We start from the raw sequence: 25,380 nt of genomic DNA, 5'->3' as shown, positions 1-25,380 counted from the left end.
GCTGACGTTTATCGACTGGATCGGGCATATCTCCCGGGTATGCCCTCTCACAATGGAAGGTAGCATTCATGAAATACCGCATTGCTCTGCTCCTGGTCCTGGGTTCGCTTAGCGCCAGTGCCTTTGCCAACACCCCCTGTCAGGAAAAAGAGCAGGATATCAAGCGTGAGATTAGCTACGCTGAAAAACACCATAATCAGAGCCGTATTGACGGCCTGAATAAGGCACTCAGCCAGGTCAGAGCAAGCTGCAGTGACAGCCAGCTCAGAGCCGCTCATCAGCAAAAAATCGCCAAACAGCGCGAAGAAATTGCTGAACGTCAGCGGGACCTGCAGGAAGCCCGGCAAAAAGGCGATGCGGATAAGATCAGCAAGCGCCAGCACAAACTTGATGAAGCGCAGCAAGAGCTGAAAACGCTCGAGTCGCGTGATTACTAATAAGTCACTTTTTACGTTATGGACCCACTCTACAGGAGAGAAAGATGCCTAAAGACAACGTTGCAGACGATCTGCGTACAGAACTGAAAACGCTGGCTGATACCCTGGAAGAAGTGCTGAACTCCTCCACGGATAAGTCAAAAGAAGAAATTGGCAAACTGCGCAGTAAAGCAGAGAGTGCGCTGAAAGAAAGCCGCGTTCGCCTGGGTGAAACCAGCGATGCCATCGTCAAACAAACGCGTGAAACCGCCGCCCGCGCCGACGAGTACGTCCGCGAAAATCCGTGGACCGGCGTAGGTATTGGCGCAGCCGTTGGGCTGGTGCTGGGTGTCCTGCTGACGCGTCGTTAATTATGGCGGACTCTCAAAACACGCAAGGACCGGGCAAGAGCGTTTTCGGTATCGGCCAGCGCATCATTACGCTGCTGGTCGAAATGGTGGAAACGCGTCTGCGCCTGGTAGTCGTGGAGCTGGAGGAAGAGAAGGCGAACCTCTTCCAGCTGTTTTTAATGCTGGGACTGACGCTGCTGTTTGCCGCCTTTGGCCTGATGAGTCTGCTGGTCCTGATTATCTGGGCCATCGATCCGCAGTACCGGCTGTACGTGATGATTGCCACCACCGCCGTGCTGCTTCTTAGCTCGTTAATCGGTGGTATCTGGACGCTGCGTAAAGCACGCCGCTCGACTCTCCTGCGTCTGACGCGCAAAGAGCTGGCTGACGACCGGGCTCTGCTGGAGGACGAACGCTAATGAACAGCAAACAGGAACGCGAGCAGCGTAAAGCGCTGCTGCTGCGTCAGATCCAACAGCAGCGGCTGGATTTAATCGCCAGCCGCCGCGACTGGCTGGAAACGACCGCTCCGTTAGATCGTGGCTGGCAGACGTTTCAGCACCTTCGCTCCTGGGCAATGGTCGGCAGCGGCATCATGGCAGTCTGGTCCGTTCGCCATCCGCGCTTTTTACTCCGTTGGACAAAACGCGGCTTCGGTATCTGGAGCACCTGGCGCATGGTCAAAAGCCTGCTGCGCCAGCAATCATCCCTCTGATCCCCTTTTTCGACGCAGGCTAGCGGCCGCAGTTCACCGCTCCCGGGGCTTAAACGCCTCGTGATTCGTGCCGATTTTTATCCCATTCAGTCCTGCACGCCAGGGTCTATCCCTGCTCGTCTGCCAGGTCACGCCCTGTTTAGCCGCTATGATTACTCAGAATCTTTGATGAAGATCTACAGTTTTCCTTGCTAACATTTCCCTCAGAGCCTCGCTAATATTCTCTCCATCGACAGCAACCCCGCGTAACTACGCAGGATTGCACTAAAAAACAAAATCGCCGCCCTTTGGGTTTTCTGGAGTAAGAAATGAAAAAATTAGAAGATGTTGGTGTACTGGTAGCGCGTATTCTGATGCCAATCCTGTTTATCACTGCAGGATGGGGAAAAATCACCGGCTATGCGGGTACTCAACAATATATGGAAGCCATGGGCGTACCGGGCGCATTACTGCCGTTAACCATTCTGCTGGAGTTCGGCGGCGGTCTGGCGATTCTGTTCGGTTTCCTGACGCGTACCACTGCGCTGTTTACCGCAGGCTTCACCCTGCTGACTGCGTTCCTGTTCCACAGCAACTTTGCTGAAGGCGTGAACTCGCTGATGTTCATGAAAAACCTGACCATCGCAGGCGGCTTCCTGCTGCTGGCCATCACCGGTCCGGGCGCATTCAGCATCGACCGCGTGCTGAATAAAAAGTGGTAAGCGCACTATACTGAGTAACGAACAAAGCGAGGAGATATCTCCTCGCTTTTGCTATCTGAAGTCTGAAGGAGGAAAAAATGGGACAATTAGTCGACGGCGTCTGGCACGATACATGGTATGACACCAAATCAACCGGCGGGCGTTTCAAGCGTTCCGTTTCCGCCTTCCGCAACTGGCTGACTGCCGATGGTGCACCAGGCCCCTCCGGCAGCGGTGGCTTTGCCGCAGAAAAAGACCGGTATCATCTGTACGTTTCCCTTGCCTGCCCGTGGGCGCACCGCACGCTGATTCTGCGTAAGCTCAAAGGTCTCGATCCGTTTATTTCCGTCTCGGTAGTTCATCCCCTGATGCTGGAAAATGGCTGGACCTTTGGTGACGATTTTCCGGATGCAACCGGCGATTCGCTGTATCAACATGAATTTCTTTATCAGCTTTACCTGCATGCCGACCCGCACTACACCGGGCGCGTCACGGTACCGGTCCTGTGGGATAAAAAGCAGAAGACGATAGTCAGCAATGAATCGGCTGAAATCATCCGTATGTTCAATACCGCCTTCGACGGACTGGGCGCAACCGCCGGTGATTACTACCCGACCGTGCTGCGCGAAAACATCGATACGCTAAACGGCTGGATTTACGACAACGTCAATAACGGCGTCTATAAAGCCGGGTTTGCCACCAGCCAGCAGGCTTATGATGAGGCCGTCGATGCGGTGTTCACCTCGCTGGAACGTCTGGAACAAATTCTTTCCCGGCATCGCTACCTGACGGGCAGCGAGCTGACCGAAGCTGATATTCGTCTGTGGACGACTCTCGTGCGTTTCGATCCGGTCTACGTGACTCACTTTAAGTGCGACAAACGACGCATCAGCGATTATCCCAACCTGTATGGCTTCCTGCGCGATATCTACCAGATACCGGGCATTGCGGAGACGGTGAATTTTGCCCACATCCGCAACCACTACTATCGCAGCCATAAAACGATTAACCCGACCGGAATTATCTCTGTCGGACCGCAGCAGGATCTCTTTGAGCCCCATGGCCGTGACATTCTGTTCGGCTAACCCATCGGGCGCCATTTCCGGCGCCCGATATTTCAGTTCCTGAATATTTACCCGCCTGCCATTCACGTCTATTCTTATTGCGATCGCTTTAAAAACAAGTGATTGACCGTTAATCGAGGCGTAAAAATGGACTGGTATTTAAAAGTACTAAGAAACTATATTGGATTTGGCGGCCGCGCACGCCGCAAAGAATACTGGATGTTTATTCTGGTCAACATCATCCTGACTGGCGTGTTGAGCATCATCGATAAAATGCTGGGCTGGCAGCGCGCAGGAGGTGAAGGCATCCTGACAACGATTTATGGCGTGCTGGTCTTTTTACCGTGGTGGGCGGTGCAGTTCCGTCGTTTACACGACACGGATCGCTCGGCGTGGTGGCTGCTACTGATGCTGATTCCGGTTATTGGCTGGCTGGTCATTCTGGTCTTCAATTGTCAGAACGGTACGCCTGGAAACAATCGTTTCGGGCCGGACCCAAAATCCCTGTCATCATGACTCATGCGCTCCTCCCGCGGAAGGAGCGCATAGCGGATTTACTTCCTGGCAAACAGCTTCGGGATCTCCCGCAGACACCATGATTTCGCTTCGCCCATGCTATCGCGGCGCCATGCCATGATGATGTCGATTTCATTGGTATATTCCGGGCTGACGACCCGTAAACGCCCTTCGGCAATATCCTCCTCGACCAGTGGATAAGGCATCGTCGCGACCCCCAACCCCGCCAGCAGAGCCTGACGTTTATCTTCAATAGTACTGACCGTTAAGCGCGGCTGTTTGTCGAGCAGCTGTACCGTCAAAACCGGACGTTCGCGGGCGGTATCGGCTACCGCGATACCGCGATATTTTACCCGCGTCACCTCAGAAAGCGGCTCCGGTTCATGGTGAATAGGGTGATCCGGCGCAGCAACATAGACGTTCAGCACCGAATAGAGCTTGCGCGAGTTAATCTCCGACGAGGAGCGAAAATGCATATCAGGCGCGACAACAATATCCGCGCGCCCCTGTTCAAGCCGCTCCCACGCACCGGCCAGCACTTCGGTAATGACCGACAGCTGCGTATTTGATTTGGTCGCCAGCTTCTCGATGAGAGGAAAGAAATCCTGCGTTGGCACCAGAGCTTCAGTCACGATAGTCAGATGCGTTTCCCAGCCGCGCGAGAGCGCTTCGGCATCGGTCGTGAGCTTATCCGCCGCTTCCAGCAACACGCGCCCGCGTTCCAGCAACATCCGTCCGACGTTGGTGAATTTTGTCCGATGGCCCGAGCGGTCAAACAGCACCACATCCAGCTCTTCTTCCAGCTTTTGCATGGTGTAGCTGAGGGCGGAGGGCACCCGTCCGAGTTCGTCAGCCGCAGCAGCAAAGCTCCCACGCCTGTCGATAGCGTCCATTACGCGTAACGCTTCCAGCGTTAATGCTCTCTCTTTAGCCATAGCACTCTCATTCAGGAAATTTGAATATACCGGGCAGAATATCTGGCTAACAATACAGCGTCCATACCTTTACCATTGATTTAGTGTAAAGAGAGGTCAAGAACATGATTACTACCCGAACAGCCAAACAATGCGGACAAGCAGATTTCGGCTGGCTGCAGGCCCGCTACACCTTTTCCTTTGGACACTACTTTGACCCTAAACTGTTAGGCTACGCCTCCCTGCGCGTGCTCAACCAGGAAGTTCTGGCACCCGGCGCGTCGTTTCAACCGCGTACCTACCCAAAAGTCGATATTCTGAACCTGATTCTGGAAGGGGAAGCGGAGTATCGTGACAGTGACGGCAACCATGTGCAGGCAAAGGCCGGTGAAGCGCTGCTGATATCCACTCAGCCAGGCGTGAGTTACAGCGAGCACAACCTGAGTAAAGACGGCTCTCTGACGCGGATGCAGCTGTGGCTGGACGCCTGCCCGCAGCGGGAAAACCCGCTGGTGCAGAAGATGACTATTGCCGGCGTCGGGCAGCAGATACTCGCGTCTCCGGACGGTGCAGATAACAGTTTGCAACTGCGCCAGCAGGTCTGGATCCACCATCTCGATCTCGCCAAAGGCGAGCGGGTGAATATCCAGCTTCACGGGCCACGCGCCTACCTGCAATCTATTCATGGAACGGTGCATGCTGTCGCGCATGAGGAACAGAAACAGGCGCTGACCTGCGGCGATGGGGCATTTATTCGTGACGAAGCTAACATTACCCTCGTTGCCGATACGCCTTTGCGCGCTTTGCTGATAGATTTACCGGTGTAATTACGGGAGTCATGGAGTCTGTCAGTGAGTAAGCATAAGAAGAAAGCAAAGAAAGCCGTTACGCCACCTCAAGCTCTGTTCGTTGAGCCAACGGAGCCCGTGAATTTTGGCTATGAAGAGATGCTGAGCGAGCTGGAAGCTATTATTACCGAAGCTGAAGTCCGGCTTCAGGATGAAGAGCGCGCCGCCTGACGTATTTAACCCGGCCCCAAATGGGGCCGATTATCTGGCCGCCCTGTGCTGTATTTTATCCATTCGGCTGCATAATGGGATTCCCGGATGGGCCCATCAACCGCACATCCATTCTCGGCCCTGGTAACATAATATGATGTTCGTCCAGCGCATCTTTAATATTTTCCAGAAGATCGAAATAGGTGTCCCAGTATTCAACATTTTTCACCCAAACGCGTATGGTAAAGTTAAGTGTTGACGGTCCAAGCTCAATAAGGCGCACCGTTGTCCCACGAGATTTATCAATTCGTTTGTCGTTATCAATAATATGCTGAATCACATCTTTTACTTCGCCAATACGGCTTTGGTAGGCGACGCCCAGCAGAATATCAATACGCCGCCATGGATGACGAGAATAGTTCACAATACTGTCGGCGATAATCTTACCGTTTGGAATAACAACTTCTTTGTTATCAACAGTCAGCAACGTCGTCGAGAAAACATGTACCGATTGTACAACGCCGGATACGGCCCCGACCTCAACAAAATTACCGGCACGAAAAGGGCGCAACGTCACCAGCAGCACACCTGCGGCAAAGTTTGATAGTGACCCCTGCAACGCCAGGCCAATCGCTAACCCCGCGGCACCAATAACAGCAATAATGGATGATGTTTCAATTCCTACTCTGCCCAAAGCAGCGACAATGGCGAATGCCATCGTAATATAGCGAACAATAGCGGCAAAAAAGTGGACCACCGTGGCGTCAACATTTCTGCGGAGAAGAATTCGTTCTATGGCTTTTGATAAGAGCTTAGATATCAATTTCCCGACAAACAGCAATATTAAGGCTGCGGCAATATTCCAGCCAAACTGGATGATAGTGTCACCATGACCTTTAAGCCATTCAATGGCATATTTAACCTGTGGGAACAAAACAAAGCTTTTCATGCTATACACTCTCCTGTTCGGGTGTAAAAGAATAAAAATGCTATCCATTAACCTGAAAAAAGGCAGAATGCACACCAGGAATAATTGCCAAAAACGGATAGAACAGACCAGTATTGAGCCTGATATTATCTCTGAGAATTCAGTTAAGCACAGTCGGAAAAACGTTTAAATTTATATATTGCCCGGAAATATTTATTGTTCAATTACCCTGAAGCTAATGTGTCAGTTATTTATCCCCACGCTTAGCTTAGAGCCTACCCCAGATAGCAAAACGCCCATACAGATTGCGCTGTATGGGCGTTTCTGAATGATAGAAGCTGACCGGTAAGCCGCTTTCTTTTCGTTGAGAACGGAGTGGGCAGTCGTTCATCGCTTTTCCGATAGCAAAACGCCCATACAGATTGCGCTGTATGGGCGTTTCTGAATGATTGAAGCTGACCGATAAGCCGGGTTCTGTCGTGGACAGTCATTCATCTAGGCCAGCAATCGCTCACTGGCTCAAGCAGCCTACCCGGGTTCAGTACGGGCCGTACCTTGTGAACCCCTATTTGGCCTTGCTCCGGGTGGAGTTTACCGTGCCACGAACTGTTACCAGTCGCGCGGTGCGCTCTTACCGCACCCTTTCACCCTTACCTGATCCCGCTTGCGCGGGCCATCGGCGGTTTGCTCTCTGTTGCACTGGTCGTGGGTTTCCCCCCCAGGCGTTACCTGGCACCCTGCCCTATGGAGCCCGGACTTTCCTCCCCTCCGCCCGTCTCCCCCCGAAAGAGGACGACGACGAAGCGGCGACTGTCTGGTCAGCTTCGGCGCGAAGTATAAAAGGTTTACCGCCGGTTGTCATCCTTCCATCGCAATCCCGACCTGCAATGTCGCGGCAATATTACGTGAAGCGCGATAAATGTTATCCGAGGCGCCACGGAAGGCCTCTTCCAGGGTGGTGATGGTGGTCAGCACACTGAACACCGCGTCAATACCGTACTGATGCACAACGCCAACGTCACGAGTCAGACTACCGGCAATACCAATCACCGGCTTATGGTATTTTTTCGCCACGCTTGCAACACCGACCGGCACCTTACCGCTAATACTTTGACTGTCGAGCCTTCCTTCACCAGTCACCACCAGCGAACAATCGAGAATATGCTCTTCCAGATTTAACGCCTGGGTCACGATCTCAATACCGCTGCGTAGCTCTGCGTTCAGGAATGCCATCAGCGCTGCGCCCATCCCACCGGCGGCACCGGCCCCAGCGACCTCTTTGACATCAACATGCAGGTCGCGCTTAATGACATCGGCATAGCGCTCAAGATTACGATCCAGCTCAAGGATCATCGCTTCCGTCGCCCCTTTTTGTGGGCCGAAAATACGTGAAGCGCCCATTTCGCCGATCAATGGATTAGAGACATCGCAGGCAACGCGAATAGAACATTCCTGCAATCGCACGTCCAGCGCAGACAGGTCAATCGAATTCAGACTGGCAAGGCTGCCGCCGCCGTAGCCAATGTCTGCGCCATTTGCATCACGGAGTCGCGCGCCCAGCGCCTGCACCATCCCCGTACCACCGTCATTGGTCGCACTGCCACCAATGCCGATAATGATATTTCTCGCCCCATGTTCCAGCGCCAGCAAAATCAGCTCACCGGTACCGCGCGAGGTCGTCAATAGCGGATTTCGCTGCGCGGGTGGTACCAGCCCCAGCCCGCTGGCCGCCGCCATTTCAATAAACGCGGTTTTGCCATCACCGGAAAGCCCCCAGCAAGCGTCAACCGGAACACCCAGCGGCCCCGTCACACAAGCGCTCATCTCGGTTCCCTGCGTCGCGGCTATCATCGCCTCAACGGTGCCTTCTCCGCCATCGGCGAGAGGAACCTTCACGTAGAGCGCGTCGGGGAAAATTTCCCGAAAACCTTTTTCTATAGCCTGTGCAACCTCAGTGGCCGAGAGGCTTTCTTTATAAGAGTCTGGGGCGATTACGATTTTCATAGTTATGTAGCCTGACAGTGCCGCGCAAGGCAAGAATTACAGGGCGCGCATCCGCGCCCTTCTTGTTAGCGAGTGACTTCCACTTTCGCCAGTTTTTCGTAGTAGCATGCAATCGCACTGTGGTCAGCCGTTCCCAGACCATCGGCACGCAAGGCCTGCATCATCTCCATCACCGCAGCGGTCAGCGGCAGCTGCGCCCCCACGCCGTGGGAGGTATCCAGCGCATTCGCCAGATCTTTGATATGCAGATCGATGCGGAAACCCGGCTTGAAGTTGCGATCCATCACCATCGGCGCTTTGGCATCCAGTACGGTGCTACCGGCCAGCCCGCCGCGGATTGCCTGGTACACCAGATCCGGATTAACGCCGGCTTTCGTCGCCAGAGTCAGCGCTTCAGACATCGCGGCAATGTTCAGTGCCACAATGACCTGGTTAGCCAGCTTGGTCACGTTACCCGCACCGATATCACCGGTGTGTACGACGGAGCCCGCCATGGCCTTCAGCAGATCATAATATTTGTCGAAAATCGCTTTATCGCCGCCCACCATGACCGACAGAGTCGCGTCGATAGCCTTCGGTTCTCCGCCGCTAACCGGCGCATCGAGCATATCGACACCTTTCGCTTTCAGCGCATCGCTGATTTCGCGGCTCGCCAGCGGCGCTATCGAGCTCATATCAATCAGCACGGTGCCCGGCTTCGCCCCTTCGATGATGCCGCCTTCGCCCAGCGCAACCTCTTTCACATGCGGGGAGTTCGGCAGCATGGTGATTATCACGTCACACTGTTCAGCGATCGCTTTCGCCGAAGCGGCTGTTTCAGCGCCTGCAGCAATGACTTCAGCAATCGCCTCCGGGTTACGATCGGCAACCACCAACGAGTAACCCGCTTTGAGGAGGTTTTTACTCATGGGTTTACCCATGATGCCAAGGCCAATAAATCCAACTTTCATTGTCATGTCTTTATCTCTCTTGTTTCGGTGGCGGTTATTTCTTAAAGGAATCAGCCAGTTTCTGCGTGGCGGAACGGAATACGCCCAGGTCGCTGCCAACGGCGACAAAGGTTGCCCCCCACTCCAGATAGCGACGCGCATCGGCCTCTGCCGGAGCCAGAATGCCGCTCGGCTTACCGTGTTTTTTCGCACTCGCAAAAATGTGCTGGATAGCCTGTTGGACTTCCGGGTGAGAAGCGTTGCCCAGATGTCCCAGCGCGGCGGCCAGGTCGCTTGGGCCAACAAAAATACCGTCAACGCCTGGGGTGGCGGCGATTGCATCGACGTTGTCCACGCCCTGCTGGCTTTCGATTTGTACCAGGATGGTGATATTTTTGTTCGACTGCACGAAGTAATCTGGCACGGTGCCAAACATATTGGCGCGGTGTGACACAGAAACGCCGCGAATACCTTCTGGCGGATAGCGGGTCGAAGCGACAGCGTTGACGGCTTGTTCTTCGCTCTCAACGAACGGAATCAGGAAGTTATAGAAACCGATATCCAGCAGGCGTTTAATAATGACCGGCTCATTGGTGGGTACACGTACAACCGGTGCGCTGGCGCTGCCTTTCAGCGCCATCAACTGGGGGATAAAGGTGGAGATATCGTTCGGCGCATGCTCGCCATCCAGTACCAGCCAGTCGAAACCTGCCAGGCCTAACACTTCTGTACTGATCGGGCTGGCCAGTGCGGACCAGCAGCCAATCTGAACCTGATGCGCCGCCAGGGCGGCCTTAAATTTGTTCGGGAAGATATCGTTGTTCATCGCTTATACCTTGTCACTTAACCGTTAATTATTTCTGCAGTTCCATACGTTTGATGTCGCCGACAATAAACAGATAGCAAATCATTGCCATCAGGGCCGAGCATCCGACGAAGACCAGCGCTGCGTTGAATGAGTGCAATTCACTTACCAGGTAACCAATCACCAGCGGAGTTACGATGGAAGCGACGTTGCCAAAGACGTTGAATACGCCGCCGCACAGGCCAACAATTTCTTTCGGCGCGGTGTCGGAAATCACCGGCCAGCCCAGTGCGCCAAACCCTTTACCGAAGAACGCCAGCGCCATCAGCATCACGACCAGCGCCGTATTATTGGTGTAGTTACACAGAATGATGGTTGATGCCAGCAGCATTCCCAGGACAATCGGCAGCTTACGTGCCATGGTGAGAGACCAACCACGTTTAATCAGATAGTCAGAGAACACCCCGCCCAGCACACCTCCGGCAAAACCACACAGTGCCGGGATGGAGGCCACCAGACCCACTTTCAGAATCGACATGCCTTTTTCCTGTACCAGGTAAATCGGGAACCAGGTAAGGAAGAACCAGGTAATGGTATTGATAAAATACTGACCAAAGAACACGCCCAGCATCATGCGGTTGCTCAACAGCTGCTTGATATAGTGAAGCTTTGGTCCACTGGCCGCTGCGCTGCCCGGCTTTTTGTGGTCCATATCAACGACCGCACCGTTCTCGGAGATAAACTTCAGCTCCTCTTTGCTCATTCGCGGATGGTCGGTCGGGTTATGGATCAGCTTGACCCACAGACCGGTCAGCACAAAGCCAATCACGCCCATCACGGTAAAGACGTGCTCCCAACCCCAGGCAAAGGTCAGCCAGCCCAGCAGCGGCGAAAACAGCGCCAGAGAGAAATACTGTGCGGAGTTAAAGATAGCCGAGGCGGTACCGCGCTCTTTCGTCGGGAACCAGGCAGCCACAATACGGGCATTCGCCGGAAAGGAAGGGGCTTCTGAAAAGCCGAGCATAAAGCGCATGATGAACATCGAAATCCCGGCCCAGGCCAGCGGGAACATATCGACAAAGCCTTGCAGGAACGTAAACAGCGACCAGAAGAACAGGCTATAGGTATAGACTTTCTTCGAGCCAAATTTATCGAGCAGCCAGCCTCCGGGGATCTGCATCAGCAAGTATGCCCAACCAAAAGCAGAGAAAATATAGCCCATTGAGACCGCGCTCAGCTGGAGCTCTTTTGCCACTTCGGTGCCGGCAATTGATAACGTTGCACGGTCAGCATAGTTAACGGCGGTAACAATGAATATTATCAGCAAAATTAAATATCGGGTTGGCACACCTTTTCTTTCTTCTATCGTTGCATCCAGACTCATTTAATATTCCTCAGGCACGACACACCTTCCATTTATTTATTTTTGGTGTGATTCTTAATTATTAATAAATCAATATCAGGGGCTATCGATTTACTCATCCGGCGCATTGCAAGCATGACTCAGTATAATCAGCTCGCGGTCATTGGACACTGTGCACAAGACCCATAAGGACAATAAATAAATCATTATAATTGTGCAAATGCCATAATGAATGGGCGCTGATGCACAGTTCCGGTGTTTTCCCTCTTTAACGGGTTCGCGCTAGCAACAATGAGTGATTTAGATCACATTTTAAAATCAAAACACCTGACATTCTTTCTCCCAGAAATCTGAAATTCCGAATTGAATAACCGTTTTATTTTATTATTCGCACCTTGCTGGAGAATACTGGACAATGGCTAACATTGAAATTAAACAACAATCGCCGACGGCGTTTTATATAAAAGTACACGCAACGGATAATGTGGCGATTATTGTTAACGATCGAGGTTTACAAGCCGGAACGCGTTTCCCTGATGGGCTAACGCTCATAGAACATATCCCGCAAGGTCACAAAGTGGCATTGGTTGATATTCCCGCTCACGGTGAAATCATCCGCTACGGCGAAGTTATTGGCTACGCGGTACGCGATATCCCGCAGGGCAGCTGGATTGACGAATCACTCGTTGAACTCCCGAAGGCGCCGCCGCTGAACACGCTACCGCTGGCAACGAAAGTCCCGGAGCCTCTCCCTGCGCTTACCGGCTATACCTTTGAGGGTTATCGCAATGCGGACGGCAGCGTCGGCACCAAGAACCTGCTCGGTATCACCACCAGCGTACATTGCGTGGCGGGTGTTGTAGATTATGTTGTGAAAATTATTGAACGAGACCTGCTGCCAAAATACCCGAATGTTGATGGCGTGGTCGGTCTCAACCACCTGTACGGCTGCGGCGTGGCGATCAACGCCCCGGCCGCCGTGATCCCTATTCGTACGATCCATAATATTTCGTTGAATCCCAATTTCGGCGGCGAAGTCATGGTGGTTGGGCTGGGCTGTGAAAAGCTCCAGCCGGAGCGACTGCTTCAGGGTACCGACGATGTCCAGCCCGTCGCCGTCGACAGTGCCAGCATCATCCGCCTGCAGGATGAACACCACGTCGGGTTCCAGTCGATGGTTGACGATATTCTGCAGGTAGCAGAACGGCATCTGGCGAAACTGAACGCCCGCCAGCGCGAAACCTGCCCGGCCTCTGAACTGGTGGTGGGCATGCAGTGCGGGGGCAGCGATGCCTTCTCCGGCGTCACCGCCAACCCCGCCGTCGGCTATGCGTCCGATCTGCTGGTTCGCTGTGGCGCAACCGTGATGTTCTCTGAGGTGACTGAAGTCCGCGATGCTATCCACCTGCTGACGCCACGGGCGATCAACGAAGAGGTGGGTAAACGCCTGCTCGAAGAGATGGCCTGGTACGATAACTATCTGGATTTAGGTAAAACCGACCGCAGCGCCAACCCTTCCCCCGGCAATAAGAAAGGCGGCCTGGCGAACGTGGTGGAAAAAGCGCTGGGATCTATCGCTAAATCCGGCAAAAGCGCGATTGCCGAGGTCCTCTCTCCGGGCCAGCGCCCAACTAAACGCGGCCTGATCTTCGCCGCCACGCCGGCCAGCGACTTTGTCTGTGGCACTCAGCAGGTTGCTTCGGGGATCACGGTTCAGGTGTTTACCACCGGCCGCGGCACGCCATATGGTCTGGTAGCAGTACCGGTTATCAAGATGGCGACCCGTACCGAACTGGCAAACCGCTGGTATGACTTAATGGATATCAACGCCGGGACTATCGCCACCGGCGAAGAGACGATTGAAGATGTTGGCCTGAAGCTGTTCGAGTTTATTCTGGATGTGGCGAGTGGTCGTAAGAAAACCTTCTCTGACCGCTGGGGCCTGCACAATCAGCTGGCGGTGTTTAACCCGGCTCCGGTGACCTGATTTCCGCCGGACGGCATAGCGTTGAGCCTCTCTCCTGCAAGGAGGGAGGCCACGTTTAGCCCTTCACCAGTCGCACATCAATGCCGCTTTTGCGCAGCCCATCAAGGCTTTCGGTCGGGATCCCTTCATCAACGATAATCATATCAATTCGCTGCGTATCAATAATCTTATGCAGGCTTGAACGATTAAATTTCGTTGAGTCGGTCACGACAACGATCCGCTCCGCCACCTCGCTCATCCGCCGGTTCAGACGCGCTTCATCTTCATTGTGGGTACTCACGCCGCGATCGAGATCGATGGCATCGACGCCGAGAAAAAGCATGTCAAAGTGGTAATTCTGTAGGGACTGCTCTGCCTGGTCGCCATAGAACGACTGAGACTGGCGACGAAGGTGGCCCCCGGTCATCAACAGCTCCACCCCTTCGGCATCCAGCAGCGCATTCGCCACGTTCATCCCGTTAGTCATGACGATCAAATCGGTATGTTGACGCAGCATGCGGGCAATTTCATACGTTGTGGTGCCGGAGTCGAGAATAATCCGGTGCCCCGGTTGAATCAGTTCTACCGCCGCCTGTGCAATACTGCGCTTCACCGCAGTATTGAGCGCACTTTTATCTTCCACTGAGGGTTCAGGAGCCGGCATTGTCCCATCGCAAATTAGCGCGCCACCGTAGGCACGAACGGCAATACCCTGCTTTTCCAGGAAGGCCAGATCGTTGCGAATAGTGACCGTCGAGACGCCGTATAAAAGAGAAAGGTCGTTCACCTGCACGCTTCCCTGCTGCCGCAAGCGCTGGATAATTTGCTCGCGCCTTTCACTCGTGCCGCTGATACGCTTATCCACAGAAGAGTCGGTACCGCTCATAAGTATTCCTTTGTTCAAATCTTTCGTTTCATTTCGTTTTGTCTATTAACACCTTTCTTTTGGCGGAATGCAAGCCCCATAAAACCGGAGTTCAGCGCATCTGCTATCGCTGAAAACTTTCATTACATTTCTTTTGTGAGACAGATCGTAAAACAAAAACCTTTCATTTTGTTTTCATGAGACCTTTATGCAATATAAAATGAAATAAATCGAAAGATAAATGTCATTACCATCCGAAATGGAGAGGAAAGTGAAACATCTGACAAACATGGTGGAACAGCATAAACAAGGCGGGAACAACGGAATTTATGCCGTCTGTTCCGCCCATCCACTGGTGCTTGAAGCCGCCATTCGTTATGCCCAAATGCAGCAAACTCCACTCCTGATTGAAGCAACATCGAACCAGGTCGATCAGTTCGGCGGCTATACCGGTATGACACCCACTGATTTCCGCGGCTTCGTCTGCCAGCTTGCCCGTTCGCTCAATTTTCCCCTGACGCAGCTGATCCTCGGCGGCGATCATCTCGGTCCCAACCGCTGGCAAAACCTGCCCGCCGCTCAGGCGATGGCCAATGCCGACGATTTAATTAAAAGCTACGTCGCCGCCGGTTTTAAAAAAATCCACCTCGATTGCAGCATGTCCTGCGAGGGTGACCCGGTACCGTTAACCGATGAGATTGTCGCTGAACGTGCCGCGCGTCTGGCCACGGTGGCTGAAGACACCTGCCGCCAGCGCTTTGGTGAATCCGACCTGGTTTACGTCATCGGTACCGAAGTGCCCGTTCCTGGCGGAGCCCACGAAATGCTGACCGAACTGCAGGTCACCACTCCTGATGCCGCGCGCGCGACGCTCGAAGCGCATCGCCATGCTTTTGCGCAATGCGGGCTGACCGACATCTGGCCACGCATAATTGGATTAGTCGTGCAGCCCGGCGTCGAATTCGATCACACCCATATTATCGACTATCAGCCTCAGCGGGCCGAAGCGCTTAGCGCCACGATTGAAGACTATGATGAATTGATCTTTGAAGCCCACTCTACCGATTACCAGACACCGCAGGCTCTACGCCAGCTGGTGAAAGATCACTTCGCCATTTTGAAGGTAGGTCCGGCGCTTACCTTCGCTCTGCGCGAAGCGCTGTTCTCACTTTCGGCCATAGAAGAAGAGCTTCTGCCTGCGAAGGCGTGCTCCGGCCTGCGTCACGTGCTGGAAAACGTGATGCTCGATCGCCCTGAATACTGGCAAAACCACTACCATGGCGATGGCAATGCGCGACGTCTGGCACGGGGCTATAGCTATTCAGACCGCGTGCGCTACTACTGGCCGGACCGGCAAATCGATGAGGCGTTTGAACGCCTGGTACGCAATCTTGCGGACCGGCCACTCCCACTGCCGCTCCTCAGCCAGTATATGCCGCTGCAGTACACCAAAGTTCGCGAGGGCGATCTCAAGGCGGAACCGCGAGCACTCATCCTCGATCACATTCAGGACATACTGCAGCAGTACCACGCCGCCTGTGCGGCCGTTATGTCACATAGCGCGTAACCGTTTCTGCTAACGTGGGCTATCCGTTTACAGCAGACAGCGGCGGGTAAACCCGACACGAATTCCAGGCGAAAAATGCTAAGTAAGAGGAGTCACAATGTTAGGTATTATTCTTTGCGGTCACGGTGGGTTCGCTACCGGGATGGAAAAAGCGATGAAGCAGATCCTCGGCGAACAGACACAATTTATCGCCATTGATTTCCCTGAAACATCGACCACTGCACAACTAACCTCTCAGCTGGAGCAGGCAGTTGCAGAACTTGAAGACGCGGACGGTATTATCTTTTTGACTGACCTGCTGGGAGGAACGCCATTTCGGGTGGCCTCCACGCTGGCAATACAGAAACCGGGCAGTGAAGTCATCACCGGCACCAACTTACAGTTAGTGTTGGAAATGGTCATGGAACGTGAGGGCTTATGCAGTGAGGCGTTTCGCGTACAGGCGCTGGAGTGCGGCCATCGCGGCTTGACCAGCCTGAGTGATGAGCTAGGACGCTGTCGCACGGAAAAGCCCGTGGAAGAAGGAATCTGATGCCGTTACCTGAGCCAGGTAACGCGAATATCACTCATCCTGTCGCGAAACAGGCCACTTCGCTGACCCTTTCATTACGCCGCATAAAGCCTTCGTTTCAAACCGAAGGCTTTCTTTTCCTTTCATAAAGCCGTCTGATTTATAAATAAATAATAATATTATCTATTAAAAACAATACATTATCTTTTCATTCTGCGTTTCGATCACAAATTTCGTTTTATTTCCTTAATCGTGCATTGAACTTTCACTTTCTTTCGTATAAATTTTATAAAACTGATTAAGCAAACAAGTGAAACGAAACGAAAGATAGCGACATTTTGCCAGCGTCTGATGTGGAATTCACACGATTAAGGACCGAGCTATGCCTGAAACCTCTACCGCCGCCTTTGCTAGCACTGGCACCTGGACTGAAGCAGAGATCCGTCAGCAGCCTGCCTGCTGGCTACGTTCACTCAGCAATATCGACAATATTCGCTCGGCGATCGACAGCTTCCTTACCCCCCTGCTACGCAAAAACGACCTGCGAATTGTCCTGACCGGAGCCGGCACCTCCGCCTTTATCGGCGAGATCATCGCGCCCTGGCTGTCGCGCCATACCGGAAAAAATTTCAGCGCGGTCCCGACGACCGATCTGGTCACAAACCCCATGGACTACTTTAACGCGGCACATCCGCTGCTGCTGGTCTCCTTCGCCCGCTCTGGCAATAGCCCGGAGAGCGTCGCGGCTGTCGAACTGGCTAACCAATTCGTACCTGAATGTTACCACCTGTCGATTACCTGCAATGAAGCCGGCAGCCTGTATCAAAATGCAGTAAACAACCCTAATGCCTTTGCGCTATTAATGCCGGCTGAAACCCACGATCGCGGCTTCGCAATGACCAGCAGCATCACCACCATGATGGCAAGCTGCCTTGCGGTGTTTGCACCAGAAACGATCAACAGCACAACGTTCGGTGACGTGGCGGATCGCTGCCAAACGATCCTCACGTCGCTCGGCGATTTTAGCAATGGCGTATTTGGTCATGAGCCGTGGAAACGGATCGTCTACCTTGGCAGCGGTGGATTACAGGGTGCGGCTCGTGAATCGGCTCTCAAGGTCCTGGAATTGACCGCAGGCAAGCGAGCGGCATTTTATGACTCTCCTACCGGCTTCCGCCACGGCCCTAAATCACTGGTTGATAAAGAAACGCTGATTGTGGTGTTGGTTTCCAGTCATCCGTATACCCGTCAGTACGATCTCGATCTGCTGGCCGAACTACGCCGCGACAACCAGGCCATGCGCGTGGTAGCGATTGCCGCTGAGAACGATGCTGCTATCGAAGCCGGTCCGCACATCCTGTTACCGCCTTCTCGTACGTTTATCGATGTCGAACAGGCTTTCTGCTTCCTGATGTATGCCCAGACTTTCGCTCTCGCACAATCTATCAGCGTCGGTAATACCCCGGACGCGCCTTCCATCAGCGGTACGGTTAACCGCGTGGTACAAGGCGTTGTCATTCATCCCTGGATTGCTTGAGAGGATCGCATCATGAGCATTATTTCAACGAAATACCTCCTGCTGGACGCTCAGGCAAAAGGCTATGCGGTCCCTGCCTTCAACATTCATAACGCCGAGACTATTCAGGCGATCCTCGAAGTATGCCGCGAAATGCGATCGCCGGTGATCCTCGCGGGGACTCCGGGCACGTTCAAACACATTGCGCTGGAAGAGATCTACGCGCTGTGCAGCGCTTATTCCGCGACTTACGGCATGCCGCTGGCACTGCACCTCGATCATCATGAATCGCTGGAAGATATCACCCATAAAGTGAACGCCGGCGTTCGCAGCGCCATGATCGATGGCAGCCATTTCCCGTTTGCTGAGAATGTCAGGCTGGTGAAATCGGTCGTGGATTTTTGCCACGCCCGTGATTGCAGCGTAGAGGCAGAACTCGGTCGCCTGGGTGGCATGGAAGATGACATGAACGTGGATGCTGAAAGCGCATTTCTGACCGATCCGCAGGAGGCAAAACGTTTTGTTGAGCTGACTGGCGTCGACAGCCTCGCGGTGGCCATAGGCACCGCCCACGGGCTTTACAGCAAAACGCCAAAAATTGACTTCCAGCGTCTGGCGGAAATCCGCGAAGTCGTGGACATACCTCTGGTGCTGCACGGCGCGAGCGACGTACCAGACGATTACGTCCGTCGCACTATCGAACTGGGAGTCTGCAAAGTTAACGTGGCCACCGAATTGAAAATTGCATTCGCCGCGGCGGTCAAAAAATGGTTCGCCGAAAACCCGCAGGGTAACGATCCTCGCTACTATATGCGCGTCGGCATGGATGCCATGAAAGAGGTGGTCAGAAACAAAATCACCGTTTGCGGGTCGGCGGATAAATTAGCGATCGATTCGGTATCGGTTTCTTAAATCAAGCGCAAGCATATTATTTTAATAATGCGTAACTTACCGATCATATTGACAGGAATTAATCATATGAGTACTCCAAATATTTTATTAACCCGCATTGATAACCGCCTGGTCCATGGCCAGGTCGGTGTCACCTGGACATCCACGATTGGTGCAAATTTATTGATTGTTGTCGATGATGAAGTCGCAAACGACGACATTCAGCAAAAGTTAATGGGGATGACGGCAGACACCTACGGCTTCGGCATTCGTTTTTTCTCAATAGAGAAAACGATCGCCATCATTTCTAAGGCGGCCCCTCACCAGAAAATTTTTCTCATCTGCCGTACTCCGGCTACCGTCAGAAAACTTATCGAAGGCGGCGTGCCATTAAAAGATGTCAATGTTGGAAATATGCATTTCTCTGAAGGGAAAAAACAGATCAGCAGTAAGGTCTATGTCGATAATCACGATTTAGATAATCTGCAATTTATCAAGCATAGCGGCGTAAACATATTTATTCAGGATGTTCCCGGAGATACGAAAGAGGGCATCCCTGATTAATTGCAGAGTCTCGATATTCTAATAACTGAAATCACTATTACGAGGCAACAAAATGCACGAAATAACCCTCATTCAGGGAATTTCCCTGGCCGCATTAGTTTTTGTTCTTGGGATAGATTTTTGGCTGGAAGCTCTTTTCCTTTTTCGTCCGATCATCGTTTGTACGCTTACCGGGGCGATCCTTGGTGACATCCATATTGGTTTAATCACCGGGGGTCTGACTGAACTGGCCTTTGCGGGCCTGACTCCTGCCGGCGGCGTGCAGCCGCCAAACCCCATCATGGCGGGGGTAATGACGACCGTCATCGCCTGGACCACCGGCGTTGATGCTAAAACCGCAATCGGTTTAGGTCTGCCGTTTAGCCTGTTAATGCAATATGTCATTTTGTTCTTCTACTCGGCATTTTCGTTATTTATGTCTAAAGCCGATAAATGCGCGAAAGAGGCCGACACGGCAGCGTTTGCTCGTCTGAACTGGACGACGACGCTGATTGTCGCCTGCTCGTACGCCGTTATTGCCTTTCTCTGTACTTACCTGGCGCAAGGGGCAATGCAGGCCCTGGTGAAAGCAATGCCTGCCTGGCTGACCCACGGCTTCGAAGTGGCGGGCGGTATTCTGCCTGCGGTCGGTTTCGGTCTGCTGCTGCGCGTGATGTTTAAGGCGCAATATATTCCTTACCTCATCGCAGGCTTTCTGTTTGTCTGTTACATCCAGGTCAGCAACCTGCTGCCGGTAGCCGTTTTAGGCGCTGGATTTGCGGTTTACGAATTCTTCAATGCGAAAGCAAAAAACGCCGCGCAGTCTCAGGCTACCGCGCCAAAAAAAGATGAAGAGGATTATAGCAATGGGATCTGAAATCAGTAAAAAAGACATTACGCGCCTGGGTTTTCGCTCCTCTTTACTTCAGGCCAGTTTCAACTACGAACGTATGCAGGCGGGTGGTTTTACCTGGGCGATGCTGCCGATCCTGAAAAAGATCTATAAAGGTGATAAAGAAGGCCTTAGCGCCGCCATGAAGGATCATCTGGAGTTTATTAACACCCACCCAAACCTCGTAGGCTTTCTGATGGGCCTGCTGATCTCCATGGAAGAAAAAGGAGAAAACCGAAATACGATCAAAGGCCTGAAAGTGGCGCTCTTCGGTCCTATTGCAGGGATTGGGGATGCAATTTTCTGGTTTACTCTGCTGCCGATTATGGCTGGGATCTGCTCTTCTTTTGCAAGCCAGGGCAACGTCCTGGGGCCGATCCTGTTCTTCGCAGTGTATCTTGCCATCTTTTTCCTGCGCGTAGGCTGGACGCACGTCGGCTATACGGTCGGGATAAAAGCCATAGACAAGGTGCGGGAAAACTCGCAGATGATCGCCCGCTCGGCGACAATCCTCGGCGTCACGGTGATTGGCGGCCTGATTGCATCGTATGTACACATCAACGTGGTCACCACCTTTGCCATTGATGCCACACATAACGTTGCGCTACAGCAGGATTTCTTTGACAAAGTCTTCCCCAATATCTTGCCGATGGGTTACACACTGCTAATGTACTACCTGCTGCGGGTGAAAAAGACCCATCCTGTTTTGCTGATTGCAGTCACTTTTGTACTGGCCATTGCCGGCTCTGCACTGGGGATCTTATAAATGGGTGACATTGTATTTCATGAATCCCGCGATTATCGTGCGCTGAGCGAAAGCGCCAGCGACCATTTAATCGCGCTCATTCACCGTAAGCCAGACGCGCTGATATGCCTGGCAACCGGGGCGACGCCGCTGCTCACTTACCAGCTGTTCGTTGAGAAGGTGAAGAGCCAAAAAGTGGACGTCAGTCGGGTCACTTTCGTCGAGCTCGATGAATGGGTCGGGCTGTCCCCCGATAACCCGGCTACCTGCAATGTTTTTCTGCAAAAGCATATTCTTCAGCCACTTGCGATTACAGATGAACGCTATATTTCGTTTGCTTCTGACAGGGCTGACGAACAAGAATGCCAGCGAGTTGTCGAGCACATTGCCCGGCACGGTGGTCTGGATCTTTGTCTGTTAGGGATCGGGAAAAATGGGCATTTAGGGCTTAACGAACCGGGTGACGCCCTTGTACCCAGTAGCCATATCGCACTTCTCGACGCAGGCACCCGCCAGCATGACATGCTGAAACAGGCATCAGTCCCGGTGGACAGGGGAATCACGCTGGGCCTCAGGGATATTCTCGCGGCAAAAGAGATCCTGTTGCTGGTTGCCGGTGACGGAAAACAGCAGGCATTTCACGCGTTCAGAGAAGGGAAAGTGACGACTCAGATCCCGGCATCATTTCTCTGGCTGCATCCCCGGACGATCTGTTTATTCTGCGCAATGTAAGGCGTTAATCAGCCGGGCAACACTGAGTTTGCCTGGCTGATAATCACATTTTAAACCAGATAAGCACGGTCATCGCGAGGATAACTTACTCCCCCTGCTGCTCCAGGGCATATTTATACAGCGCATTTTTCTTCACGCCGTGGATCTCCGCTGCCAGGGCTGCCGCCTTTTTCAGCGGTAGCTCCGCCTGCAGTAAGGCCAGCGTACGTAACGCATCTGCGGGCAGCGCTTCTTCCTGAGCTTTAAATCCTTCGACAATCAGCACCATCTCGCCCTTTCGGCGGTTCTCATCTTCTTTCACCCACGCCAGCAGTTCACCAATCGGCGCGCCGTGAATGGATTCCCAGGTTTTAGTCAGCTCGCGTGCGAGCACTACATAGCGGGACTCGCCCAGCACCGTACAAATATCTTCCAGGCTTTCCAGCAGGCGGTGGGTTGATTCATAAAAGATAATGGTTCGCGGCTCTTCTTCCAGCGCCTTCAGGGTATCGCGGCGACCTTTCGATTTTGCCGGCAGGAAACCTTCGTAGCAGAAACGATCGGAAGGCAGGCCCGCAGCACTCAGCGCCGCAATGGCAGCGCAAGGTCCCGGCAGCGGTACTACGCGGATATTCGCCTCACGGCAGGCACGCACCAGGTGATAGCCCGGATCGTTGATCAGCGGTGTCCCGGCGTCAGAAACCAGCGCAATGTTCTGTCCGTCCTTCAATTTAGCCAGAAGTGTTTCAGCTTTTTGCTGTTCATTATGGTCATGCAGCGCAAATAAACGGGCGTTAATCGCAAAATGCTGGAGCAACAAACCGGTATGGCGGGTATCTTCCGCAGCAATTAAATCAACGGCTTGTAGCACTTCCAGGGCACGCTGCGTGATATCAGACAGATTTCCGATCGGAGTGGGCACAATATAGAGCTGCCCCTGAGAATTATCTGCTGATTCGTGTTGTTTCATTGTCTCGTCCGTATTGCCGAATTAATATTGAGCATTGAGCCAAAAAAATATCACTGGATACATATGGTACCGTCAACATTTCTTCGTTCTAAACCCGCGCGTTGTCTGCCCGTACTGCTGGCTGCTTTGATCTTCGCTGGCTGCGGCACCCATACCCCGGATCAAAGCACGGCGTTTTTACAGGGTACGGCACAGGCAGATTCCAGTTACTACCTACAGCAAATGCAGCAAAGCTCGAATGATAGCAAGACCAACTGGCAATTACTCGCCATTCGTGCACTGTTACAGGAAGGCAAAAAACAGCAGGCCATCGATCTGTTCAACCAGCTGCCGTCTAATCTCAGCGGCGCGCAGGCCCGCGAACAATCGCTGCTGGCGGTCGAAGTGAAGCTGGCGCAGAACGATTTCCAGGGTGCTCAGGCGCTGCTGGCTAAGCTCGATCCGGCGAGTTTTGAACAAAGTCAGCAGTCGCGATACTGGCAGGCGCAAATTGATGCCAGCCAGGGACGCCCGTCGATTACACTGCTGCGCGCCCTCATCGCTCAGCAGCCGCTGCTGAGCCAGCCGAAACAGCAGCAGCAGAACATCGACGCGACCTGGAAAGCACTCACCTCAATGACTCAGGAGCAGGCTAACGCGCTGGTCATCAATGCCGATGAAAACGTCCTGCAGGGATGGTTGGATCTGCAACGCATGTGGTTTGATAACCGTAACGATCCCACCATGCTTAAAGCCGGTGTGAAAGACTGGCAGACCCGCTATCCGCAGAACCCTGGTGCGAAAATGCTGCCAACGGCGCTGGTGAATATGCAGAATTATAAACCGGCGTCGACCAATAAGATCGCCCTCCTGCTGCCGCTAAATGGCCAGGCAGCCGTCTTTGGCCGTACCATCCAGCAAGGTTTTGAAGCCGCAAAAAATGGCGCACCTGCCGTCGCCGGAAGCGCCGTTCCTGCTCAGGTTGCCCAGGCCGCAAACGTCGCCAGCAGCGATGTTGTGAGCCCTTCGCAGGCTGAAGTTGGCGACCTGACCTCGACCAATACCGCACAGGCACCCGTCCAGGCACCCACCACAGACCAGGCGCCGGCTCCCGTAACGGCACCGGCAGCGACTCAGGCGGCAGCAACGCCGGCTCCGTCAGCCACCAGCGATGCCGCAGCATCCGCCGCTCAACCTGCGGTTGCCGCACCGCAGTCTCAGACGGTTGCCGCCACCCCGGCCAATCCTTCTGCAGAACTGAAAATTTACGACACCACCACGCAGCCAATGAGCCAGCTACTCGCGCAGGTACAGCAGGACGGCGCTACCATCGTCGTCGGCCCGCTGCTGAAAGATAACGTCGAGGATGTTATCAAGAGCAATACCTCGCTGAACGTGCTGGCGCTGAACCAGCCGGAGAAAGTCGAAAATCGCGCCAATATTTGTTATTTCGCCCTCTCACCGGAAGATGAAGCCCGTGATGCGGCGCGTCATATTCACGACCAGGGCAAACAATCGCCGCTGCTGCTGGCACCACGCGGTGCCCTCGGCGATCGTGTGGTAAGTGCCTTTGCCAACGAGTGGTTAAAGCTGGGCGGCGGTACCGTGCTGCAGCAGCGTTTCGGCTCGGCCTCCGAACTGAAATCCAGCGTCAATAGCGGTATCTCCTTGAGCGGGACGCCGGTATCTACGCTGCCGTCAGCGGCTGACAGCGCCCTCGGCAACCCGGAGGATGTCCCTGCCAGCAGCACCGGTGGTGTCGATGCCGCCTGGATCCTGGCGACGCCGGAGCAGATTGCCTATATCAAACCGATGATCGCCCTGCGTAACGGCAGCCAAAGCAATGTCACCCTGTACGCCAGCTCCCGTAGCGCCCAGGGCACCGCCGGCCCGGATTTCCGTCTGGAGATGGAAGGTTTGCAGTATAGTGAGATCCCGATGCTGGCAGGCAGCAACCCGGCATTGATGCAGCAGGCGCTCTCTGCCGTGCGCAACGATTATTCGCTGGCTCGCCTGTACGCGATGGGCGCGGATGCCTGGTCACTGGCTAACCATTTTGCCCAGATGCGCCAGACGCCGGGCTTCGAGCTGAACGGCAATACCGGCGATCTGACGGCCTCACAGGACTGTGTGATCAACAGGAAATTGTCATGGCTCAAGTACCAGCACGGACAGATCGTCGCAGCCAACTGACCAAACAAACCGGAGATGCCTGGGAAATCCAGGCTCGCCGGTGGCTGGAAAGCCAGGGGCTTCGTTTTATCGCCGCCAACGCCCGTGAGCGGGGCGGCGAAATTGACCTCATCATGCGCGACGGTGCGGTAACCGTTTTTGTGGAGGTGCGTTATCGTCGCAGCGCGAGCTACGGCGATGCCGCCTCCAGCGTCACGCAAAAAAAACAACAAAGACTCCTCCAGGCAGGTCACCTGTGGCTCTCCCGACATAATGGGAGCTTTGACACTGTGGATTGCCGTTTCGATGTGGTAGCCTTCACCGGAAACGACATCCAATGGCTGAAAAACGCCTTTGGCGAATAGCGTAA

Annotated in this window: 28 protein-coding genes and 1 other RNA gene; 20 read left to right on the top strand and 9 right to left on the bottom strand. The window is 53.6% G+C overall.

Annotated elements, in window-relative coordinates; all coding sequences use genetic code 11:
• Window positions 1–68 precede the first annotated feature (68 nt).
• From ACMYSK_RS22460 to ACMYSK_RS22430, 7 genes are all read left to right on the top strand, one after another.
• The gene (locus ACMYSK_RS22460) at window positions 69–437 is read left to right on the top strand and encodes a DUF1090 domain-containing protein (RefSeq protein WP_434638589.1); all 369 of its coding nucleotides are present in this window, start codon (window positions 69–71) and stop codon (window positions 435–437) included.
• Window positions 438–481: 44 nt separating this feature from the next.
• Entirely contained in the window at window positions 482–787 is a 306-nt protein-coding gene (locus ACMYSK_RS22455; protein ID WP_434638587.1) for a DUF883 family protein, read from the top strand.
• 2 nt (window positions 788–789) lie between these two features.
• A complete protein-coding gene (locus ACMYSK_RS22450) occupies window positions 790–1,185 on the top strand; it encodes a phage holin family protein (RefSeq protein ID WP_434638586.1) in 396 nt (131 codons plus the stop codon).
• The gene (locus ACMYSK_RS22445; RefSeq protein WP_434638585.1) at window positions 1,185–1,481 is read left to right on the top strand and encodes a YqjK-like family protein; all 297 of its coding nucleotides are present in this window, start codon (window positions 1,185–1,187) and stop codon (window positions 1,479–1,481) included. Before ACMYSK_RS22450 ends, ACMYSK_RS22445 begins: the two co-directional genes overlap by 1 nt.
• Window positions 1,482–1,789: 308 nt before the next feature.
• Window positions 1,790–2,182 (top strand): DoxX family protein, encoded by a 393-nt coding sequence (locus ACMYSK_RS22440; RefSeq protein WP_004867955.1) that lies wholly within the window; start codon window positions 1,790–1,792, stop codon window positions 2,180–2,182.
• A gap of 77 nt (window positions 2,183–2,259) precedes the next feature.
• Complete coding sequence (locus tag ACMYSK_RS22435) at window positions 2,260–3,246, top strand: glutathione S-transferase family protein (protein WP_434638584.1); 987 nt, start codon at window positions 2,260–2,262, stop codon at window positions 3,244–3,246.
• A 126-nt stretch (window positions 3,247–3,372) separates the two neighbouring features.
• Window positions 3,373–3,741, top strand: a complete 369-nt coding sequence (locus ACMYSK_RS22430) for a DUF805 domain-containing protein (protein WP_434638583.1) — start codon at window positions 3,373–3,375, stop codon at window positions 3,739–3,741.
• A gap of 38 nt (window positions 3,742–3,779) precedes the next feature.
• Here ACMYSK_RS22430 and ACMYSK_RS22425 read toward each other — a convergent pair whose 3' ends face one another.
• Window positions 3,780–4,676 carry a LysR family transcriptional regulator gene (locus ACMYSK_RS22425; protein WP_434638582.1) on the bottom strand — a complete coding sequence of 299 codons (897 nt, stop codon included), beginning with the start codon at window positions 4,674–4,676 and terminating at the stop codon, window positions 3,780–3,782.
• Window positions 4,677–4,780: 104 nt separating this feature from the next.
• Here ACMYSK_RS22425 and ACMYSK_RS22420 point away from each other — a divergent pair, with 104 nt between their 5' ends.
• Window positions 4,781–5,482 (top strand): pirin family protein, encoded by a 702-nt coding sequence (locus tag ACMYSK_RS22420; protein WP_434638581.1) that lies wholly within the window; start codon window positions 4,781–4,783, stop codon window positions 5,480–5,482.
• A gap of 24 nt (window positions 5,483–5,506) precedes the next feature.
• Window positions 5,507–5,674, top strand: coding sequence for a hypothetical protein (locus ACMYSK_RS22415; RefSeq protein WP_434638580.1), 168 nt, complete (start codon window positions 5,507–5,509; stop codon window positions 5,672–5,674).
• Between the two features lie 55 nt (window positions 5,675–5,729).
• On the opposite strand, the gene ACMYSK_RS22410 is transcribed toward ACMYSK_RS22415, so the two are convergent.
• The 6 genes from ACMYSK_RS22410 to garP form a co-directional block, all read right to left on the bottom strand.
• Window positions 5,730–6,602, bottom strand: coding sequence for a mechanosensitive ion channel domain-containing protein (locus ACMYSK_RS22410; protein ID WP_434638579.1), 873 nt, complete (start codon window positions 6,600–6,602; stop codon window positions 5,730–5,732).
• A gap of 426 nt (window positions 6,603–7,028) precedes the next feature.
• An RNA gene (gene rnpB, locus ACMYSK_RS22405) (RNase P RNA component class A) lies at window positions 7,029–7,407 on the bottom strand.
• A gap of 32 nt (window positions 7,408–7,439) precedes the next feature.
• Complete coding sequence (gene garK / locus ACMYSK_RS22400; protein WP_434638578.1) at window positions 7,440–8,585, bottom strand: glycerate 2-kinase; 1,146 nt, start codon at window positions 8,583–8,585, stop codon at window positions 7,440–7,442.
• 65 nt (window positions 8,586–8,650) lie between these two features.
• Window positions 8,651–9,541 carry a 2-hydroxy-3-oxopropionate reductase gene (gene garR / locus ACMYSK_RS22395; RefSeq protein ID WP_434638577.1) on the bottom strand — a complete coding sequence of 297 codons (891 nt, stop codon included), beginning with the start codon at window positions 9,539–9,541 and terminating at the stop codon, window positions 8,651–8,653.
• A gap of 28 nt (window positions 9,542–9,569) precedes the next feature.
• Window positions 9,570–10,340, bottom strand: coding sequence for a 2-dehydro-3-deoxyglucarate aldolase (gene garL / locus ACMYSK_RS22390; protein WP_434638576.1), 771 nt, complete (start codon window positions 10,338–10,340; stop codon window positions 9,570–9,572).
• Between the two features lie 28 nt (window positions 10,341–10,368).
• The gene (garP, locus tag ACMYSK_RS22385) at window positions 10,369–11,703 is read right to left on the bottom strand and encodes a galactarate/glucarate/glycerate transporter GarP (RefSeq protein WP_434638574.1); all 1,335 of its coding nucleotides are present in this window, start codon (window positions 11,701–11,703) and stop codon (window positions 10,369–10,371) included.
• Window positions 11,704–12,097: 394 nt separating this feature from the next.
• On the opposite strand from garP, the gene garD reads away from it, so the two are divergent.
• On the top strand, window positions 12,098–13,669 hold the full coding sequence (gene garD / locus ACMYSK_RS22380; RefSeq protein WP_434638572.1) for a galactarate dehydratase: 1,572 nt from the start codon (window positions 12,098–12,100) through the stop codon (window positions 13,667–13,669).
• Between the two features lie 55 nt (window positions 13,670–13,724).
• Here the strand turns inward: garD and ACMYSK_RS22375 are convergent, their stop codons facing one another.
• Complete coding sequence (locus tag ACMYSK_RS22375) at window positions 13,725–14,534, bottom strand: DeoR family transcriptional regulator (RefSeq protein ID WP_434638571.1); 810 nt, start codon at window positions 14,532–14,534, stop codon at window positions 13,725–13,727.
• 250 nt (window positions 14,535–14,784) lie between these two features.
• Here ACMYSK_RS22375 and kbaZ point away from each other — a divergent pair, with 250 nt between their 5' ends.
• From kbaZ to ACMYSK_RS22335, 8 genes are all read left to right on the top strand, one after another.
• Window positions 14,785–16,080 (top strand): tagatose-bisphosphate aldolase subunit KbaZ, encoded by a 1,296-nt coding sequence (kbaZ, locus tag ACMYSK_RS22370; RefSeq protein ID WP_434638570.1) that lies wholly within the window; start codon window positions 14,785–14,787, stop codon window positions 16,078–16,080.
• Between the two features lie 97 nt (window positions 16,081–16,177).
• Window positions 16,178–16,612 (top strand): PTS galactosamine/N-acetylgalactosamine transporter subunit IIA, encoded by a 435-nt coding sequence (agaF, locus tag ACMYSK_RS22365; protein WP_004867999.1) that lies wholly within the window; start codon window positions 16,178–16,180, stop codon window positions 16,610–16,612.
• 361 nt (window positions 16,613–16,973) lie between these two features.
• Entirely contained in the window at window positions 16,974–18,128 is a 1,155-nt protein-coding gene (locus ACMYSK_RS22360) for an SIS domain-containing protein (protein ID WP_434638568.1), read from the top strand.
• A gap of 12 nt (window positions 18,129–18,140) precedes the next feature.
• The gene (gene kbaY / locus ACMYSK_RS22355; protein WP_434638567.1) at window positions 18,141–19,019 is read left to right on the top strand and encodes a tagatose-bisphosphate aldolase subunit KbaY; all 879 of its coding nucleotides are present in this window, start codon (window positions 18,141–18,143) and stop codon (window positions 19,017–19,019) included.
• 66 nt (window positions 19,020–19,085) lie between these two features.
• The gene (agaB, locus tag ACMYSK_RS22350) at window positions 19,086–19,562 is read left to right on the top strand and encodes a PTS galactosamine transporter subunit IIB (RefSeq protein ID WP_004868006.1); all 477 of its coding nucleotides are present in this window, start codon (window positions 19,086–19,088) and stop codon (window positions 19,560–19,562) included.
• 52 nt (window positions 19,563–19,614) lie between these two features.
• Window positions 19,615–20,418 carry a PTS galactosamine transporter subunit IIC gene (agaC, locus tag ACMYSK_RS22345; protein ID WP_434638564.1) on the top strand — a complete coding sequence of 268 codons (804 nt, stop codon included), beginning with the start codon at window positions 19,615–19,617 and terminating at the stop codon, window positions 20,416–20,418.
• The gene (gene agaD / locus ACMYSK_RS22340; RefSeq protein ID WP_434638562.1) at window positions 20,408–21,199 is read left to right on the top strand and encodes a PTS galactosamine transporter subunit IID; all 792 of its coding nucleotides are present in this window, start codon (window positions 20,408–20,410) and stop codon (window positions 21,197–21,199) included. Before agaC ends, agaD begins: the two co-directional genes overlap by 11 nt.
• The gene (locus ACMYSK_RS22335) at window positions 21,200–21,910 is read left to right on the top strand and encodes a galactosamine-6-phosphate isomerase (protein WP_434638560.1); all 711 of its coding nucleotides are present in this window, start codon (window positions 21,200–21,202) and stop codon (window positions 21,908–21,910) included.
• An 85-nt stretch (window positions 21,911–21,995) separates the two neighbouring features.
• On the opposite strand, the gene rsmI is transcribed toward ACMYSK_RS22335, so the two are convergent.
• Window positions 21,996–22,859 carry a 16S rRNA (cytidine(1402)-2'-O)-methyltransferase gene (rsmI, locus tag ACMYSK_RS22330; protein WP_434638559.1) on the bottom strand — a complete coding sequence of 288 codons (864 nt, stop codon included), beginning with the start codon at window positions 22,857–22,859 and terminating at the stop codon, window positions 21,996–21,998.
• Window positions 22,860–22,922: 63 nt separating this feature from the next.
• On the opposite strand from rsmI, the gene ACMYSK_RS22325 reads away from it, so the two are divergent.
• Both ACMYSK_RS22325 and ACMYSK_RS22320 read left to right on the top strand, forming a co-directional pair.
• Window positions 22,923–25,031 (top strand): penicillin-binding protein activator, encoded by a 2,109-nt coding sequence (locus tag ACMYSK_RS22325; protein ID WP_434638557.1) that lies wholly within the window; start codon window positions 22,923–22,925, stop codon window positions 25,029–25,031.
• Window positions 24,989–25,375, top strand: a complete 387-nt coding sequence (locus ACMYSK_RS22320; protein WP_434638556.1) for a YraN family protein — start codon at window positions 24,989–24,991, stop codon at window positions 25,373–25,375. The genes ACMYSK_RS22325 and ACMYSK_RS22320 overlap by 43 nt, the downstream gene beginning before the upstream one ends.
• Window positions 25,376–25,380 lie beyond the last annotated feature (5 nt).

Source organism: Klebsiella sp. I138, from assembly GCF_051131765.1.
GTDB lineage: Bacteria > Pseudomonadota > Gammaproteobacteria > Enterobacterales > Enterobacteriaceae > Klebsiella.
Note: the sequence above shows the minus strand (reverse complement) of the source record. Positions and strands in the feature narration are given on the sequence as shown.